Source organism: Leeuwenhoekiella palythoae (assembly GCF_020310025.1).
Taxonomy (GTDB): domain Bacteria; phylum Bacteroidota; class Bacteroidia; order Flavobacteriales; family Flavobacteriaceae; genus Leeuwenhoekiella; species Leeuwenhoekiella palythoae.
Genome location: NZ_CP084318.1, coordinates 2,590,136 through 2,605,703 on the forward strand (window position 1 = coordinate 2,590,136; position 15,568 = coordinate 2,605,703).

The window sequence follows — 15,568 nt, forward strand, 5'->3', positions numbered from 1 at the left end:
CGCTTTCGATGCCTGTGCCTTATAACTACTTCTTCTTATCCTGAAGGACTTTCTTCTTTTGTTCAAATTCCTCATCGCTTATCTCGTCCCGGGCGTATCGATCTCTCAGGGCTTCCATAGCCTTATCCTTCCGTCTGTTTTGTCCCGGGGTGGGATAAGGAATTAAGAATATCCAAAAGATAAGGATTATCCAAAGCCCCCACCATATCCAGTGCATTCCCCCAAAATATCAGTCGTCCATCATAATCTTTCTGTTTAAATTTATTTAACTTTTTTAATGATTTCCTTTCTCCATCCATTCCTTGGCCAAATCTTTTTCTTCAGGGCTAAAGAATTTAATATGTGTCCTTGTAAAGGGAATCAAAACTTCCGTAAACTGTTCCTTCCATTTTGTATTTCCCACCAATGCAACCTTTTTAACGCGTTCTTCATTCGGAAGTTTCAGTTCAATGCCCTTCCAATACGCACTTGCGGTCCACCCCTCAAAATTTTCCATTTCAATATACCAGTACACTTTATGGTTTGCCTGTATATGGTTTTTTAATTGAGATATCAAATTGTCATAATCGGTAGCATCCAATCTATTTTGAGCTACCATATATACCTTGCTTTCTTTCTTATAAATTTTCATCATTGTTCCAATTTTTTAAATCAAAAAACTTAATCCAAGTCATTGCTACATTTCTCACATATTCCCTTTACTACCAGATTGATATCCTCTGCCACATAGCCTTCGGGCAGGTTTATCTGAGGGATTTTGTGCTCTGTAAGGCACACGGTTTCCCCGCAACTATTGCAATGAAAATGTAAGTGAAGGTCGTTTCCCACCTCACATTCACAATTGTCTTCGCACAGGGCATATTTAATGATGCCGGTGCCATCCTCAATTTGATGCACGATTCCTTTTTCTTCAAATGTCTTCATAGTACGGAAAAGCGTACTCCTTTCCGAGCTTTCGAAATCCTTTCCAAGGTCGCCTAAGCTAACGGCCACATTCAGTTGTGCCAGCCGTCTATAGGTCATCAAGCGCATTGCCGTAGGGCGGATGCCTTTGCTTTCCAACTTTTTTACTATTTTTTCCATTTGCTATAAAAGTATTTAGGGGTCGTAACGCTTTATGGATTCCCCGGTTTTTATCTGGAAGGCATCTTCAATATCGGAAAGATAAATTATTCCGTCACCGGGTTCAGTTGTTTTTGCATTCTCAAGGATAATATCTATTGCTGATTGTGCTTCTTCGTTTTGACATACCAGTTCTAACTTTACAACCGGACTGTCTGTTACACGGAAATCTAAAGAAGGTGATGCGCCTTTTGCTTTAAAAGCCCCGGTACCTTCCCCCTGGGAAAGCGTCATACTTTTGAATCCACTTTCACTAAGGGATTCTATCACTTTTTGAACTCGTTTCGGTTTTATAAATGCTTTTATTTCTTTCATTGCTGTAATATTAATTTTAGTATTAAGGATGAACCCTCTGGAATTTTAATTAAGACAAACATTTAACAGAGAGTCCATCCATCTAATTTTTTTAATTTAATGACCATGGGAAGTCTGGCTTTTCTGCATTTCAGAAACCAGATAATAGGCATTATTATAGGCAACCAACGTACCTTCAGGCAGAGGCTCCAGCAGTTTAATTTCAACCCAACCATCTTCATTTATTCCCGTTCTAACCTGCACTGGTTTCAATTCCCATTCGGTTTCACCATCTTCCTGGTGTTTTTGGGCCGTAAAGATGTAGGGATTTCCTTCTTCTTCAATTATTGCTTCTTCCGGTAAGGCAGGAACAGCTTCTTCACCGGTCCTGATTTTTCCGTTTATATACATCCCCGGAATTAGAAAATCTTCTTTATTATCGATTTCTGCATGCACATGTACCGCTTTGGGGTTTTGTTCAAATTGTTTCCCCACTGAATAAATTTCCCCGGTTAAATTACTGCCTGGAACCGATTCCAGTGTAAACGCAATCTTTTGGCCTTCTTTCACCTTATAAATATCTTTTTCAAAAACCATTAGATCGGCATGCACATGTTCATTATCAACTACCATAAACATACTGGTCTGAGGGTCTACATATTGTCCTACCTGTACCAGTACTTTTTCAATATAACCTCCAATTGGGCTTACTACCGGAATATATTCATATAATTCACCGTCTCTAACCTGGGAAGCATTTAGGTTTAACTGCCGTAACTGTGATTCATACCCCCGCACTTCACCTTGTACAGACTGGTAATCTGATTGGGTTTGTTGAAAAGATTTTCCAGATCCTACCTCTGCTTCATATAAACGTTTCTGTCTTTCAAATTCCTTTTCCAAAAATTGCATCCTACTATATGCATTAATATAATCAGACTGCATTCTGGTTAAATTTGGGTGAGAAAGATAAGCCAACACCTGACCTTTATTTACCTTATCCCCCTCAATAACCTTTATAGAAGTTATATTACCGCCTAAGACGGCCGTAACTGTAGCTTCGTATTGAGGCGGCACTTCTAACTGGCCATTGGCTTCCACAATACCGGACAAAGCTTTTTTAGGCAAGGTATCTACTTTAATCCCCAGACTATTGAATTTCATTTCTGAAAGATGTACCGAACGCATCCCTCCTTCTTCTTCATCTCCTTCCTCACCGTGATTTTCACCTTCTTCGGTATTAGTAGTTGCAGTTTCACTGGAAGCATCTTCCCCTGCCGCAGGATTTTCTTTACATCCAAAGAATATGCTGAGCGTTAAGGCAAGCATTAGAATATTTATTGATCTTGTATTCATATCGATTTTCTTATTTTAATTTTTAATTTGAATTCTTAAGGTAATATTCCAGTTGGTAACGGCTGTCGAGATAATCGTTAAAAGCACTCCAGGCATTTACCTCGATTCTAATGGCATCTCTTATATTTTGGAGAAATGTCACATAATCGATAGCGCCTTCCTTAAAGGCCAGCACTGATCCATCTTGTTGCTCTTTGGCCAGCGGAAGTGCTTCATCCCTATAATAATTCCATGAGTTTCTCCATTTGATGTAGTCTTCACGCATATTTTTATAGGCGGTTTCCAGTTCGATTTTATCCTGATAAAAGTTTTGCTCTGCAATCTGTCTATTTACTTGTGCTTCCTGTGTACGGCCTAATTCCGGCCCAAAAAACAGCGGAATTTGAATTCCTATTTGATATTGGAAGAAACCCGATTGCCCGGCTATTTCCTGCCTACCGTACTGACCCTGAAATTTGGGCAAAAATTCAGATTTTCGTTCTCTGGTAACCGCTTTGGCAACATCTATCCTTTGTTCCGAAACCTGTAGCAACGGATGATTTTCAAGCGACTCTACCAGAAAGTTTAAAGGTTCGTCTAAAGTTTCAACAGGCAAATCTGGTACATCATAGATTGTGTCACTAACGAACCATAGGTTTAAACGCTGTATTGATTTCAGGTAATCTCGGTACGATTGTTCCAGCTGTATTTTAACCTCATTCCCCTGATTTGAAGTAGCAAGATACTCCAGTTTAGAGGTAGCTTCTGTTTCATACCTGATTCGTGCTGCTCTTTCAATGTCTTCAAAAATTGAATCCATTTTCTTATATACCCGATACCTCTTTTTACTTGTATAAACTGAAGCCCAGGCCCTGCTTACTTCACGTTCCACTTCTAAGGTATTTAGTTCTAAAGCATTTTCAGCAAGGGCCACCCTTTCTTTCTGTAATTTCAAACGGGGAGCTATTCCAAAAACATCTATGCCTTGTTGTTGAACACCAATTTGGGTATAGATCCCATCAGAGCCATTTCCTACCTCTTCTTTTCCTGTAAAGATTTGGGTATTCCCAAAATCATAGGCGGTTTTACGCAATACTTCCTCACTTTCAATTTCAAGTTGGGCAGCTTTTAATTGTGGAAAGTTTTGGATTGCCATTTCTTTAGCCTCTTCCAAACTAATAGTTTGTAAAGAATCCTGTATTGGATTTTCCGATGACATTTCATCAGATTGTGCATTTACGGAAAAGGTTCCGCCTAACATCAAGCCAATTATCAAAATTGTGGCTAAAGATCGTGAATTGGAAGAACCAAGCTTGTTCTGTTCCTTTTTCTCTCGTCTCTTCTCTACAAATGTATAAAGGACAGGAAGAACAACCAGCGTAAGTAAGGTAGCTGTAAGCATGCCACCAATAACAACCGTAGCAAGGGGTCGTTGTACTTCAGCTCCTGCTGACGATGAAAAAGCCATCGGCAGAAATCCAAAAATATCTGTTGTTGCTGTTAACATAATGGGACGTATTCGTTCTTTGGTTCCTGTAAAAATTCTATCTTTTATACTGGTTACCCCTTCTTCTTTTAAGGAATTAAACCTGTTAATAAGCACCAGCCCGTTTAAAACGGCAACCCCAAACAATACAATGAAGCCTACACCAGCTGAAATACTAAACGGCATATCTCTTAACCAAAGAGCAAATATTCCTCCAATAGCCGCCAGTGGAATGGCTATATAGATCATAATTGATTGGGAAAAAGATTGGAGTGCAAAGTACAGAAGCACGAATATCAGAAATAGAGCGATGGGCACTACTATTTGTAAACGCCCTTTTGCTCTTTGAAGGTTTTCAAACTCCCCACCATAAGTAATGTAATATCCTGGAGGTAAATCTAACTCTTCATCCAATTTTTGCTGGATGTCATTTACCACAGATTCCACATCCCTCCCGCGGGCATTAACTCCCACATAGGTTCTTCTAAAGGTGTTATCCCTGGAAATTTGCATAGGACCCGGTACATAACTAATATCAGCTACTTCCTTAATCGGAACCTGGGTTCCATCCGGCAGATCTATATAGAGGGTACGTAAATCATCAATGCTTTGGCGGTGCGCCTCATCAAAACGTATTACCATATCAAACCGCTTTTCCCCTTCAAAGATCACTCCGGCCGTTCCTCCGGCAAAAGCTGCACTTATATAATCGTTAATCTTTTCAATGTCCAATCCATATTGCGCAATTTTTTTACGATTAAACCGCACCGTCATTTGTGGAAGACCAGATGTTCGTTCAGGGTTCACATCTCCTACGCCCGGTATAGTCTGTATTATTTCAGCCATTTTATCAGCTTTTTCAGCAAGAAGGTCTAAATCTTCGCCATATAATTTTACCGCAACATCTTCCCTGACCCCGGTAAGCAGTTCATTAAAACGAAGCTCTACAGGCTGGCTAAAAACCAGGTTGACTCCCGTAAGTTCTTCATTAAGTTTCTCTTTGATCTTTTCTATCAATTCCTCTTTAGAACTTGCCGAAGTCCAATTATCCATATCCTTCTCTAATACAATAAACATATCGGCAATATCCATAGGCATTGGATCAGTAGGGATATCGGCAACCCCAATCCTCGCTACGGCGGTTTCTACTTCCGGGAAATTCTCAAGAAGGATATCTTCTATTTTTGTGGAAACATCGATTGTTTCACTCAACCCACTTCCAGGCCTGATTAACGCCTGCATGGCGATATCCCCTTCATCAAGTTGAGGGACAAATTCCCCTCCCATTCTGGAAAAGATAAAACCGGCTACTATAAGTGAGACAACCGCAGACCCCAATACTATGAACTTCAATCTTAAAGCTCCTTTTAATAAAGGCATGTATCCTTTTTGAATCCCTCCAATAATTTTATCACTAACTTTTTCCAGCCAGCGTTCAAACTTTCCAAACCAGTTCTTTTTATTCTGAATTGGTTTCATAAATAAAGCAGACATCATAGGGACATAGGTAAGGCATAAGAAAATAGCACCTATCATGGCAAAACCAAAAGTAAATGCCATTGGCCGAAACATTTTCCCTTCTACCCCCGTTAGAAAAAGAATGGGCGCAAATACGATAAGAATGATAATTTGTCCAAAAAAGGCGGAACCCATCATCGTACTTCCGGCATCATAGGCTACTTCATCCATTTTAGCCTTATTAAATTTTATTTTGCCGGAACGCATCCGTTTTTGTATTTCATATACCGTACCCTCAATGATGATCACAGCACCGTCTATAATAATTCCAAAGTCAATAGCTCCCAAACTCATTAGATTGGCCCAGACATTAAATTGCTTCATTAATATAAAAGCAAAAAGAAGTGATAAAGGAATGGTAGTCGCTGTTATAAGTCCACCTCTTAAGCTACCTAATAGTATCACCAGGGCAAAAATCACGATTAAAGCACCTTCCAGAAGATTCTGGGTCACGGTACTCGTAGTTCTTTCAATTAAAACACTTCTGTCAAGGAAGGGTTCTATTGATAAACCTTCAGGCAAAGATTGTTCTACCGTCTCCATACGATCCTGAACATTTGCAATTACTTTATTAGGATTTGCACCTTTCAACATGAGCACCATACCGCCAACAGCTTCACGGCCGTCCTGGGTAAAAGCACCATAGCGTACCTGGCTACCAAACTGGACCTCTTCAGCTGCATCTCCAATTGTTACAGGTACTCCATTTTCATTCTTGATAACAATAGATTTTATATCATCTAGTGACCTGATTAAACCCTCACCACGGATAAAATTGGCCATATTATTTTTTTCTATATATGCACCGCCTGTATTAACATTATTTTTTTGCAGGGCATCGAAGACTTGGGAAATAGAAACGTTTAACGCATTCAGTTTTTCGGGATTAATGGCAATTTCATATTGTTTTATAGAGCCCCCAAATGAATTTACCTCTACTACACCTTCGACGAGGGTCATTTGACGCTTTACGATCCAATCCTGGATGGTACGCAATTCCGTAGGGGAATAAACAGTGTCATACTCTTTTTGGGGCTTTATCGTATATTGATAAATCTCACCCAAACCTGTAGTAATGGGCCCCATAGCGGGACTTCCAAATTTTTCAGGTATTTGGTCCCTGACTTCGTTTAGTTTTTCCTGAACCAGTTGACGGGGTTTGTAAATGCCCATGTCGTCTTCAAAAACAATGGTAACTACTGAAAGTCCAAACCGGGAAACAGATCGTATTTCGGTAACCCCGGGTAAATTACCCATAGAAAGTTCTACAGGATATGTTACAAACTGTTCTATATCTTCTGTAGCCAGATTAGGGGATTGGGTAATAACCTGGACTTGATTGTTAGTAATATCTGGTACCGATCCCAGGTTTACGGTAGACATGGACCAGATACCCGTACCTATAAGCGCTAAGGTAAGTAGCCCAATAATAAATTTATTATTAATGGAAAATGAAATGATTTTGTTAATCATAGAAAAAGTATTAATTCAGTTTAAACTGCGCAATGCGAATAGATGCAATGCGTTTATGATGTAATGCTTACTTTAAAAAAGCACCAAGTTAGGACATAGCTATCCTTAAAATAACTGAATTATACTTGAGGGGGTTGGAAAAGCGCTTCCAGATATCTGGAATGGAAGTTGATTTTATAGAAGTTGTTCTGTTTTTCATTTTCAATCTTTAATCGATTGAATAGAGGTATATTGTTGTTAGCTATTAATAATACAGGATGACAACATTGATGATGGGAATGGACTGGCATATTCTCCTTATCCTGATCGTTATGATGCCCTTCATTTTTTGAATCATTATCGATGTAATCTTCAACTACATATTCAAGGAAAGAGTCGCCATAAACTTTATGGTCTTGATAATGGGTAATAACGTTTGAAATTTCTTTAATTGGTCCACAAAAGTCCATATCAATGCTAATTCCCTGAAAAAAGAATAAAATTGACATTGATATGGAAAAAAATATTTTCATAAAGTTTGACAAAGATACAAATTAATCGATGCACAGGTTGTGCAAAAAAAATGCTTGGCGGGTAAAGCTTAAAAGTTGATTACACTATCCAATGCCTTATCCGCATCTTTGTGAATAAAGTTTGCTTGGTAATTTATAGTTGTAGTGATGGATGAATGACGGTAAAGTTTTTGGAGCATTTGAATAGGGATTTTATCGCCTGAGATATTACCAAAACTATGTCTTGCAATGTGCATACTCATCTTTTTGGTTATGCCCAGTTTTGTAGCAACTTTTTTCAAGTGTCTGTTTAGGTTTCGCGTTATGGTCTGTGTTCTTACAGAGACCTTCTGCGAATCGTCTAAATCGATATCTTTAAGGTAATGAAAAATTAAATCGTTATCAAGACTATATTTCTCTCGATATCTATTAAGTATTGCACTCGCCTTGTCGGGTGTTTTAAGCGTAACCAATTTACTGTTTTTGTTCATACGATAAACTAACCTGCCATCATTAAAGTCAGACCATTTTAATTTTAAAACATCGCCAACCCTTATCCCAGCGAAATAAAAACTAATGAGCCATACGTGAACTGCGTTCTGTTGAGCCTCGGTTAAGTCTGTGGCATTTTCTAATTTCTGAATTTCTTTGCGGTTCAGTCCAATCTTTTGTGATTCAGGGATTCTTATCTGCACTTTCCCTTTTCCGAATGGATATCTGCCCCGGTCAACTAAAGATTCAGATATGGCGAGGTTGTAAATAGTTCGTATTAGAATCAGATAGTTCACTACCGTTCTCGGCGAACGTTTTTTATCATGAAGCAAGTAGGTCTCGAATTTTTTGAGAAGTGGGACATTAAGCTCATTAAACGATAACTCATTTTTTCTGAGAAAACTCTTAAACTTTTTAAGACGACCTAGCTCAGTATCGTATTGGTGATGCTTTTCCCTATTCTTTAAGTTTTCAAGATGCATATCTGCCACGGCAAAGAAATTAATTTTTTTGTTTTGCCTAATTTTTTTCTTGATCGCATTGACGGTTTGATAATCTTCGTTATTTTCAGCTTCTAAGACTTTTTTATTTGCCTCAGCAATTTTAGTAATTAAAAAGTTATTGATGATGTTGGCATTGGGGTGGGACTTTCTAATACATCTATTTTTTTCATCCCAATGCTTTTCCTCAATATGTTGCCCGGTTCCCAAATAGGAACTTTTTCTGTCTTTGGTGATCCTGATAGCTATCGGATAACAACCTTCCGGATTTTTTTTCTTGCGGAGTACTGCTTTAACTGTTGCCATAATAATTGCTTTAGATTATAAAGATAATAAAAACAGGTACAACATAGGTACAACATTTTATGCTTTTAATTGATATTATTTGGTTGCATATATTATTAAAAGTAGGTTAAATAATTGGTTATCAGTGTTATTGTATATTGTTGATGTTATGCGGTAAAACACTCATAACCCGAAGGTCACTGGTTCGAGTCCAGTTCCCGCTACTATAAAGCCTTAAATCACTGATGTTCAGTTGTTTAAGGCTTTTTTTGTGATTTTTCTGGGCCATATTTGGGCCAAATTCTCACTTTGTTAGGAATAAATCTTCTATTAAATGCACGTTTTATTCGCTCAAATAAATATTCCTTAACTTCTAAAGAGAATTAATAAAGTCCTCTCCCACTATAGTTCCTGGTAATAAATATGTCAATTATGAAGAATTTTTGTGCGGCAGTTAGGCTGTAATTTGCTTTATAGAGTTCTATAAATTAAGTTGTTGGGATTGTTTTATATTTAGGACTTATAAACCTAATATAATCCAATTGCTTGTGCAATCAAGTATTTTTCTCAAAAAGCCTATAATTAAATGGATGTAATTAATTCGTTCTTCAGCAATGTAAAAGACAAACTAACCAACCCATATTTTGGGACCTTAATAATCGTTTTATTATTACATCATTGGGAGCTGATTTTTGGCATCTTTAATTTTGATGCTGGTAATACATTGACTGACAAAATACAATTTGTAGAAACTTACATAGATGAAAATTTAACTTGGGGTACATTCTTATGGGATGCTTTAAGCGCTTTAGGGTTTATGCTTTTGGGGTATATGATTGTTGTTGGAACTAGAAGTTTGGTTCTATTTATAGAACATTGGGTTATGCCAGCTGTTACTGGTAAGGTGGTTCACAAAAATGTGGTAAGAAGGACTGAATATAATGATGTAGTTAAAGAGCGGGAGGAATATTTTGATCAATATGAAGAGCAAAGAAAGCAAGTGAGGGAATTTTCTAAAGCTATTGATGAGCAAACTTTCCTAATTAAAGAAAAGGATGAAAGTCTAATTAATCAAAGTGCTAGAATAAGCGAAACTACTAATCAAATAGAATCTCTAAACTCTAAATTAGAAAGAGTAAGGGCAGAGCTTAAAAGTATCAAATCCACTAATGAACAATTAGAAAACTCTAATCGCAACCTTAAATTTGAAAAAGAAAGATTCTTGGCAAGATTAGAGGGATTTCAGAAAATATTTTATTCTGAAGAGAATGTGGGTTTTTATCAACAAATAGATAAATTTCCTCCAGAAGTAACGAAGAAAGTATCGGAGCTAATAGATGAGAATAGCTGGGATTTGTTTCTCAAAGTAGCTCGATTTTACCTTTTTGGGGGAACATCTGATGATGACTCAATTAATGAAATGGCTAGGAGAGGACTGGTATTTAAAGATGGTGATATTAATTTTAGGGCTTTGACACCATTGGGAGATTTAATTTACTCATACCGTGATGTTTTAGGTAATCCTGACCTTTATAAAATTTACTAAAGTAAAATTGAATTTATGTAAAGTGCGGTTGCAATATGTATTTATGGTTATTGCGTGCATTTTGAGGTGTCAAGTTTGCAAGAGCGGTCCGGGCCTAATTTGGGCCAAAATTTTCGTTAGGATTATAAATTCCAGAATATTAAATTGCCAAATATCAATCAACTAAAAGTGCAGCAATAGCCAGGGTTTAAAGCTAATGAGTCCAGTTCCCGCTACTAGCAAAGACAAGGCTTCACAGAAATGTGAAGCCTTTTTGTTTTTAGTTGCGCTCTAAACTAATACGACGTTGAGATTTGCTTTGAGAACTTGTTTTTTGAAGTTCTGGCGGAATTAAAATAAAAAAACCTGCTCGCAAAAGCAGGTTTTTTCTTTAAGTGTTGCTTATGATCTATTCGAAACCAAGTTCTCCTAAAGCCTTATGGCTGATTTTGATCGCTTCTAGCGGCTTGTGATTGAAGGTTTGATCTTGTTCTACAAAATAGTATTCCATCCCTGATTTTTCCTTGTTGGCTAAAATTCTAGCTAAGTCTATGCTGCCTTCTCCTACCGGAGCAAAGCGCCCTTGATCATCCATATCCTTAACGTGCCATAGTTTAAAACGACCCGGATACTTCTCGAAATATGCCACAGGATCTGCACCGGCCTTGGTTACCCAATAAAGATCCATCTGAAAATTCACGAGCTCAGGGTCAGTGTTTTCAAGCAAATAATCAATAGGGATAATACCTTCTGCATTTTCTTTATATTCAAAATCGTGATTGTGGTACAGTAGGGTAAGACCTTGTTCTTTGCATTTTTTACCTAAGGTGGTTAAAATATCTGCAAGTTCTTTAGGAGTACCTTCCATTCCTAGAGTTTGAGACTCGGCATCAAAAGTGAACATTCCCATTGGCGGAACCGGTACTACAAAATACTTGAACCCGGCTGCTTTAACATCAGCGATCATTTGATCAGCATTCTCTAAACTAACAGATCCTTGATGGGTGCTCATAGGAGTGATGTTGATGCTATCTAAAAAGCTTTTAAAAGCCTCTGGTGTCATTCCGTAGAACATTCCATCTTCGTATCCTGCAGCTTCCACATAGGCATAGCCATCTTCAGCAACTGTTTGTAAAGTGCCTTTAGGGTCTTGGGCCATCGCATCTCTCAGCGTGTATAAAGCGAGTCCGCCAAAATTAGATGCTTCCTCAGTTTTGGTTGTGGTTTGAGTGGTCTCTGAATCAGATTTTTTCTTTTCACCACAGGAGATGGCAAAGGTGGTCAGTACTAGTAACAGAAAAAATCTGTTGTAAAAAGTTGTTCTCTTAATAAGTGACATAGTGTATGGTTTGTGTGAAGTATTGATTATTGTAATAAAAGCGTTACTTGAAATTATCAAAAAACGAATTTAAGCGTTAAAATATGACAATTTTTTATTTTTATAAGCTTGTCTTATTTTATTTGATATTTGTCAAAACTACATTAGATTTGCGGCTTTTTTTGGGACATTAACTCAGTTGGTTTAGAGTGTCACGTCGACAACGTGGAAGTCATTGGTTCGAATCCAATATGTCCCACTTGAAAGCTTAGGTTTAAAGACTTAAGCTTTTTTTATGCATTGCATTTGCCAAAAATACCCGCTATCGGGTATTTTCAATATAAGATATCACAAGTATATTGCATTTGTAATTACAGGTCATTTTAAATTGATGCTTTTATAATTACAAAAAAATCTTGTTGGATTTAGATTTAAAATGGGCTTATAAAGAATAGGGGACTTTATAGGCTCATTTTTATTGGTGCCAAAGGGTATCTGGTAAAAGTACTATGTCTAAATCAAAGTATTTCCGCGCTAATACTTTATAAACCTCTCTCAGTAATATTCTGCTAATTGAGAAATTGTTCAGTAAATGCTGAATACTTTAAAATTACTAATTGTCGCTTTCTAATAGATCTAATAAACCTTCTAACTTCATTCCGCGGGAACCTTTAATGAGGATTGTAGCTTCTTTTAATTTATTCTGCAAAACCTCTGGAAATCCTGACTTTTGAAGGGCTTCAAGATTTTCGTATTTATATCCCGACGTTTTTACTTTGCCAAAATTCTTTCCTAAAAATACCGTATGATCAATGTTGAGGTTTGCGCAGGTGTCTGCTACGATCTGATGCTCTTCGTGCGCGGTATCTCCCAATTCAAACATATCCCCAAGAAATGCGATTTTATTCGCTCCCTTTAAGGCTGAGAAATTCTGAAGCGCTGCAGCCATACTGGTTGGGTTGGCATTATAGGCATCAAGTATGATGGTTTGCTTGCCTTTATTGATGATCTGCGACCTGTTATTTGTGGGTATATAAGATTCCAGAGCTTCTTTAATAGCTGTTTTATCAATTTTGAAGAACATCCCAATAGTTGCAGCTGCGGCCAAGTTGATGGTGTTGTATTGGCCCATCAGATTGCTTTGCACGTGCAAAGCATCAAATTCAAAATTGGCAAAGGGCTGCGCTTCTTGATAGACGATTTTTGTATCGGCGTCTTCAAATGCGCTGAAGCAAAAACTGTGCGTGCTTTTTACTTTTTTTGCCTGAATAGGATCATCCAAATTTAGAAACAACGTGCCTTTATGAGCTATGAGATATTCATAGAGTTCGCTCTTTCCCTGAATTACACCTTCAACACTACCAAAACCTTCTAAATGCGCCTTTCCAAAATTAGTGATGTACCCAAAATCTGGAGCTGCAATTGCTGCGAGTTCTGCAATTTCGCCAATGTGATTAGCGCCCATTTCTACAATACCTATTTCGGTATTTTTAGTCATAGATAGGAGCGTGAGCGGTACGCCTATATGGTTGTTGAGGTTGCCCTGCGTGGCTGTCGTATTAAATTTTTTAGAAAGGACTTTGTTAATGAGTTCCTTAGTGGTGGTTTTTCCGTTACTTCCGGTAAGTGCCAGAATGGGAATGTCTAAATATTTTCTATGGGTGTAAGCCAGTTCCTGAAGCGTTTTTAAAACATCGGTTACCAGAATAGTTTTATCACCGGTGTCGAATGCTTCCTCATCAACAATTGCATAAGATGCGCCGGAGGCCAGAGCTTGATCAGCAAAAGTGTTTCCATTAAAATTGGCGCCTTTGAGGGCGAAAAAAAGTGTGTTCTTACGAATCGCTCTGGTATCGGTACTTATTCCGTCGCTTTTCAGGAATAAGTGATGAATCTCTTGAATAGTCATATGCAGGAATAAAAAAACGCCCAAAGCTAGTGAACTTAGGGCGTTTAAATAAGATTAGTACTTTATTTAGTTACGCGGACTTTTATTCTTTGTAGATTTTGAGCCTACGCGAGACATCGCGTTTCTAAATCCAATATCGTCTGTAGCCATTGTTTGTGGTAAATATCTACGCTGCGCCGGGTCTAACCAATATTCTCGGTCTCTCCAAGAGCCTCCTTTGTAAACTCGAACTTCATCATCCACAAGGGTAGTACGATCGTTTTGTTTATCATATTCTTTAACCATCCCTTCTTCTCCCGCAGAAATACGGTTTATAGGAGAGTCATACATACGATCATTGTCAGACTCTGTGTCTGAGAAACTCTGGTAATATCTAGATGATTGTTTGTCACCATCTCTAAAGTTTCGGTTGTCGCTTTCAGAAAACTGGGTTCTTAAATACGTTTCTTCATCATCAACAGGAACCTGTAAAATTTCTCCCGGAAGATTACGAGCTACGATCTTTCCATTTTCTAAAGTGTCATAAACGATATCTTCTGTAGTAAGGATCTTTACGGTACCATCTTCGTTGATCGCGTTTTTAGTATACACGTTACCACGATAGTAGTTAAAGTCATTATACTCATCGTCAACAATAGGTCTGTACACATCGGCAACCCATTCTGAAACGTTTCCGGCCATATCATAAAGTCCAAAATCGTTAGGTTCGTATGACTTAATTTCAGCAGTAATATCAGCATTATCGTCAGACCATCCTGCAATCCCGCCGTAGTCACCGTCACCTTGTTTAAAGTTGGCTAATTGATCACCACGTGTTTTGCGGTTTCCAGAGCGTGTGTAAGCACCATCCCAAGGGTATTTTTTTCTACCGCGGTACACATTGTACTCTCTTAAGCCTACAAGGCCTAACGCAGCATATTCCCATTCAGCTTCGGTTGGAAGACGGTATTTTGTAGTTGAAATAATACCATCTTTCATTTGAACGTAAATGTCTTTCGCTTCTGTTCCTGCGCCCGGATTATTCGGGTTAGCACGAGGAGTATTGTTCTTTTCGCGCTGCGCCGAAGCTTTTCCACCTCTGATCACGTCATCTTGACCACCATAAGTTAAGCTAGGTGCCTGTAAGTAGGTGTCTGTGTCAAAAGTAGATTGTGCATCTACATTATATTTTGCTCCTTTTTGCGTAAAACCTTCTTGCTCTAAAACATACTCGTTGTAACGGTTAGTTCTCCAAGTACTGAACTCAACAGCTTGAATCCAACTCACACCTACTACCGGATATCGCGCATAAGCAGGATGTCTTAGGTAGTTCTCGGTCATAGTTTCGTTAAAACCTAATCGGTTACGCCATACTAAAGTATCTGGCAGTGCACCGTAATAGATGTTTCTGTAGTTTGCTTCTTCGGGTGGGAAAACACGTTTTAGATAATCTAGATATTCAAGATACATAAGGTTAGTAACCTCAGTTTCATCCATGTAAAAAGATTGTACGTGCTGTTGTGTAGGGGTGTTGTTCCAGTCGTGCATTACGTCGTCTTGAACACGACCCATGGTAAATGTTCCTCCTTCAATAAAAATAAGACCTGGTGCAGCCTCTTGCTCTTTGTAATCTGTATTGGCCTGAAAGCCTCCATCGCGGTCATTGATACTCCAACCGGTGGCACGGGAACTGTTTTTGTAGTCTTTGCCGTTGCGGCCGCAGCTAACGAAAAGTATCGTCGAAAGGCCAAAAACAAGCGTTCTAAACACAAGATTCCTATTCATATGTGTAAATTCTTAAGAAGATTTGGGACTGCAATATACTATAAAGTGCCCAAATT

Annotated in this window: 12 protein-coding genes and 1 tRNA gene; 2 read left to right on the forward strand and 11 right to left on the reverse strand. The window is 38.2% G+C overall.

Annotated elements, in window-relative coordinates:
* Positions 1–25: 25 nt before the first annotated feature.
* The 8 genes from LDL79_RS17255 to LDL79_RS11070 form a co-directional block, all read right to left on the reverse strand.
* The gene (locus tag LDL79_RS17255; RefSeq protein WP_041250021.1) at positions 26–217 is read right to left on the reverse strand and encodes an SHOCT domain-containing protein; all 192 of its coding nucleotides are present in this window, start codon (positions 215–217) and stop codon (positions 26–28) included.
* 57 nt (positions 218–274) lie between these two features.
* Positions 275–634, reverse strand: a complete 360-nt coding sequence (locus tag LDL79_RS11040; protein ID WP_009778857.1) for a SpoIIAA family protein — start codon at positions 632–634, stop codon at positions 275–277.
* A gap of 26 nt (positions 635–660) precedes the next feature.
* On the reverse strand, positions 661–1,083 hold the full coding sequence (locus LDL79_RS11045) for a Fur family transcriptional regulator (RefSeq protein WP_225597727.1): 423 nt from the start codon (positions 1,081–1,083) through the stop codon (positions 661–663).
* A gap of 15 nt (positions 1,084–1,098) precedes the next feature.
* Positions 1,099–1,437 carry a P-II family nitrogen regulator gene (locus LDL79_RS11050; RefSeq protein WP_008613762.1) on the reverse strand — a complete coding sequence of 113 codons (339 nt, stop codon included), beginning with the start codon at positions 1,435–1,437 and terminating at the stop codon, positions 1,099–1,101.
* Between the two features lie 96 nt (positions 1,438–1,533).
* Positions 1,534–2,772, reverse strand: a complete 1,239-nt coding sequence (locus LDL79_RS11055; RefSeq protein WP_225597577.1) for an efflux RND transporter periplasmic adaptor subunit — start codon at positions 2,770–2,772, stop codon at positions 1,534–1,536.
* A 22-nt stretch (positions 2,773–2,794) separates the two neighbouring features.
* Positions 2,795–7,228, reverse strand: a complete 4,434-nt coding sequence (locus LDL79_RS11060) for a CusA/CzcA family heavy metal efflux RND transporter (RefSeq protein WP_225597728.1) — start codon at positions 7,226–7,228, stop codon at positions 2,795–2,797.
* A gap of 119 nt (positions 7,229–7,347) precedes the next feature.
* A complete protein-coding gene (locus LDL79_RS11065) occupies positions 7,348–7,740 on the reverse strand; it encodes a hypothetical protein (RefSeq protein ID WP_225597729.1) in 393 nt (130 codons plus the stop codon).
* A gap of 68 nt (positions 7,741–7,808) precedes the next feature.
* A complete protein-coding gene (locus LDL79_RS11070; protein ID WP_008610523.1) occupies positions 7,809–9,017 on the reverse strand; it encodes a site-specific integrase in 1,209 nt (402 codons plus the stop codon).
* 565 nt (positions 9,018–9,582) lie between these two features.
* Here LDL79_RS11070 and LDL79_RS11075 point away from each other — a divergent pair.
* A complete protein-coding gene (locus LDL79_RS11075; RefSeq protein ID WP_225597730.1) occupies positions 9,583–10,542 on the forward strand; it encodes a hypothetical protein in 960 nt (319 codons plus the stop codon).
* Between the two features lie 388 nt (positions 10,543–10,930).
* On the opposite strand, the gene LDL79_RS11080 is transcribed toward LDL79_RS11075, so the two are convergent.
* Positions 10,931–11,860 (reverse strand): sugar phosphate isomerase/epimerase family protein, encoded by a 930-nt coding sequence (locus LDL79_RS11080; RefSeq protein WP_225597731.1) that lies wholly within the window; start codon positions 11,858–11,860, stop codon positions 10,931–10,933.
* Between the two features lie 163 nt (positions 11,861–12,023).
* On the opposite strand from LDL79_RS11080, the gene LDL79_RS11085 reads away from it, so the two are divergent.
* Positions 12,024–12,098, forward strand: a tRNA-Val gene (locus LDL79_RS11085).
* A gap of 354 nt (positions 12,099–12,452) precedes the next feature.
* Here the strand turns inward: LDL79_RS11085 and LDL79_RS11090 are convergent.
* Together LDL79_RS11090 and gldJ are read right to left on the reverse strand one after the other, a co-directional pair.
* Positions 12,453–13,748, reverse strand: a complete 1,296-nt coding sequence (locus LDL79_RS11090) for a UDP-N-acetylmuramoyl-tripeptide--D-alanyl-D-alanine ligase (protein ID WP_225599967.1) — start codon at positions 13,746–13,748, stop codon at positions 12,453–12,455.
* A 66-nt stretch (positions 13,749–13,814) separates the two neighbouring features.
* The gene (gldJ, locus tag LDL79_RS11095; RefSeq protein WP_225597732.1) at positions 13,815–15,512 is read right to left on the reverse strand and encodes a gliding motility lipoprotein GldJ; all 1,698 of its coding nucleotides are present in this window, start codon (positions 15,510–15,512) and stop codon (positions 13,815–13,817) included.
* Positions 15,513–15,568 lie beyond the last annotated feature (56 nt).

Excerpts from the sequence above, each read along its gene's own strand:
- LDL79_RS17255 (WP_041250021.1), bottom strand. The coding sequence starts at position 217 with ATGCACTGGATATGGTGGGGGCTTTGGATAATCCTTATCTTTTGGATA.
- LDL79_RS11040 (WP_009778857.1), bottom strand. The coding sequence starts at position 634 with ATGATGAAAATTTATAAGAAAGAAAGCAAGGTATATATGGTAGCTCAA.
- LDL79_RS11045 (WP_225597727.1), bottom strand. The coding sequence starts at position 1,083 with ATGGAAAAAATAGTAAAAAAGTTGGAAAGCAAAGGCATCCGCCCTACG.
- LDL79_RS11050 (WP_008613762.1), bottom strand. The coding sequence starts at position 1,437 with ATGAAAGAAATAAAAGCATTTATAAAACCGAAACGAGTTCAAAAAGTG.
- LDL79_RS11055 (WP_225597577.1), bottom strand. The coding sequence starts at position 2,772 with ATGAATACAAGATCAATAAATATTCTAATGCTTGCCTTAACGCTCAGC.
- LDL79_RS11060 (WP_225597728.1), bottom strand. The coding sequence starts at position 7,228 with ATGATTAACAAAATCATTTCATTTTCCATTAATAATAAATTTATTATT.
- LDL79_RS11065 (WP_225597729.1), bottom strand. The coding sequence starts at position 7,740 with ATGAAAATATTTTTTTCCATATCAATGTCAATTTTATTCTTTTTTCAG.
- LDL79_RS11070 (WP_008610523.1), bottom strand. The coding sequence starts at position 9,017 with ATGGCAACAGTTAAAGCAGTACTCCGCAAGAAAAAAAATCCGGAAGGT.
- LDL79_RS11075 (WP_225597730.1), top strand. The coding sequence starts at position 9,583 with ATGGATGTAATTAATTCGTTCTTCAGCAATGTAAAAGACAAACTAACC.
- LDL79_RS11080 (WP_225597731.1), bottom strand. The coding sequence starts at position 11,860 with ATGTCACTTATTAAGAGAACAACTTTTTACAACAGATTTTTTCTGTTA.
- LDL79_RS11090 (WP_225599967.1), bottom strand. The coding sequence starts at position 13,748 with ATGACTATTCAAGAGATTCATCACTTATTCCTGAAAAGCGACGGAATA.
- gldJ (WP_225597732.1), bottom strand. The coding sequence starts at position 15,512 with ATGAATAGGAATCTTGTGTTTAGAACGCTTGTTTTTGGCCTTTCGACG.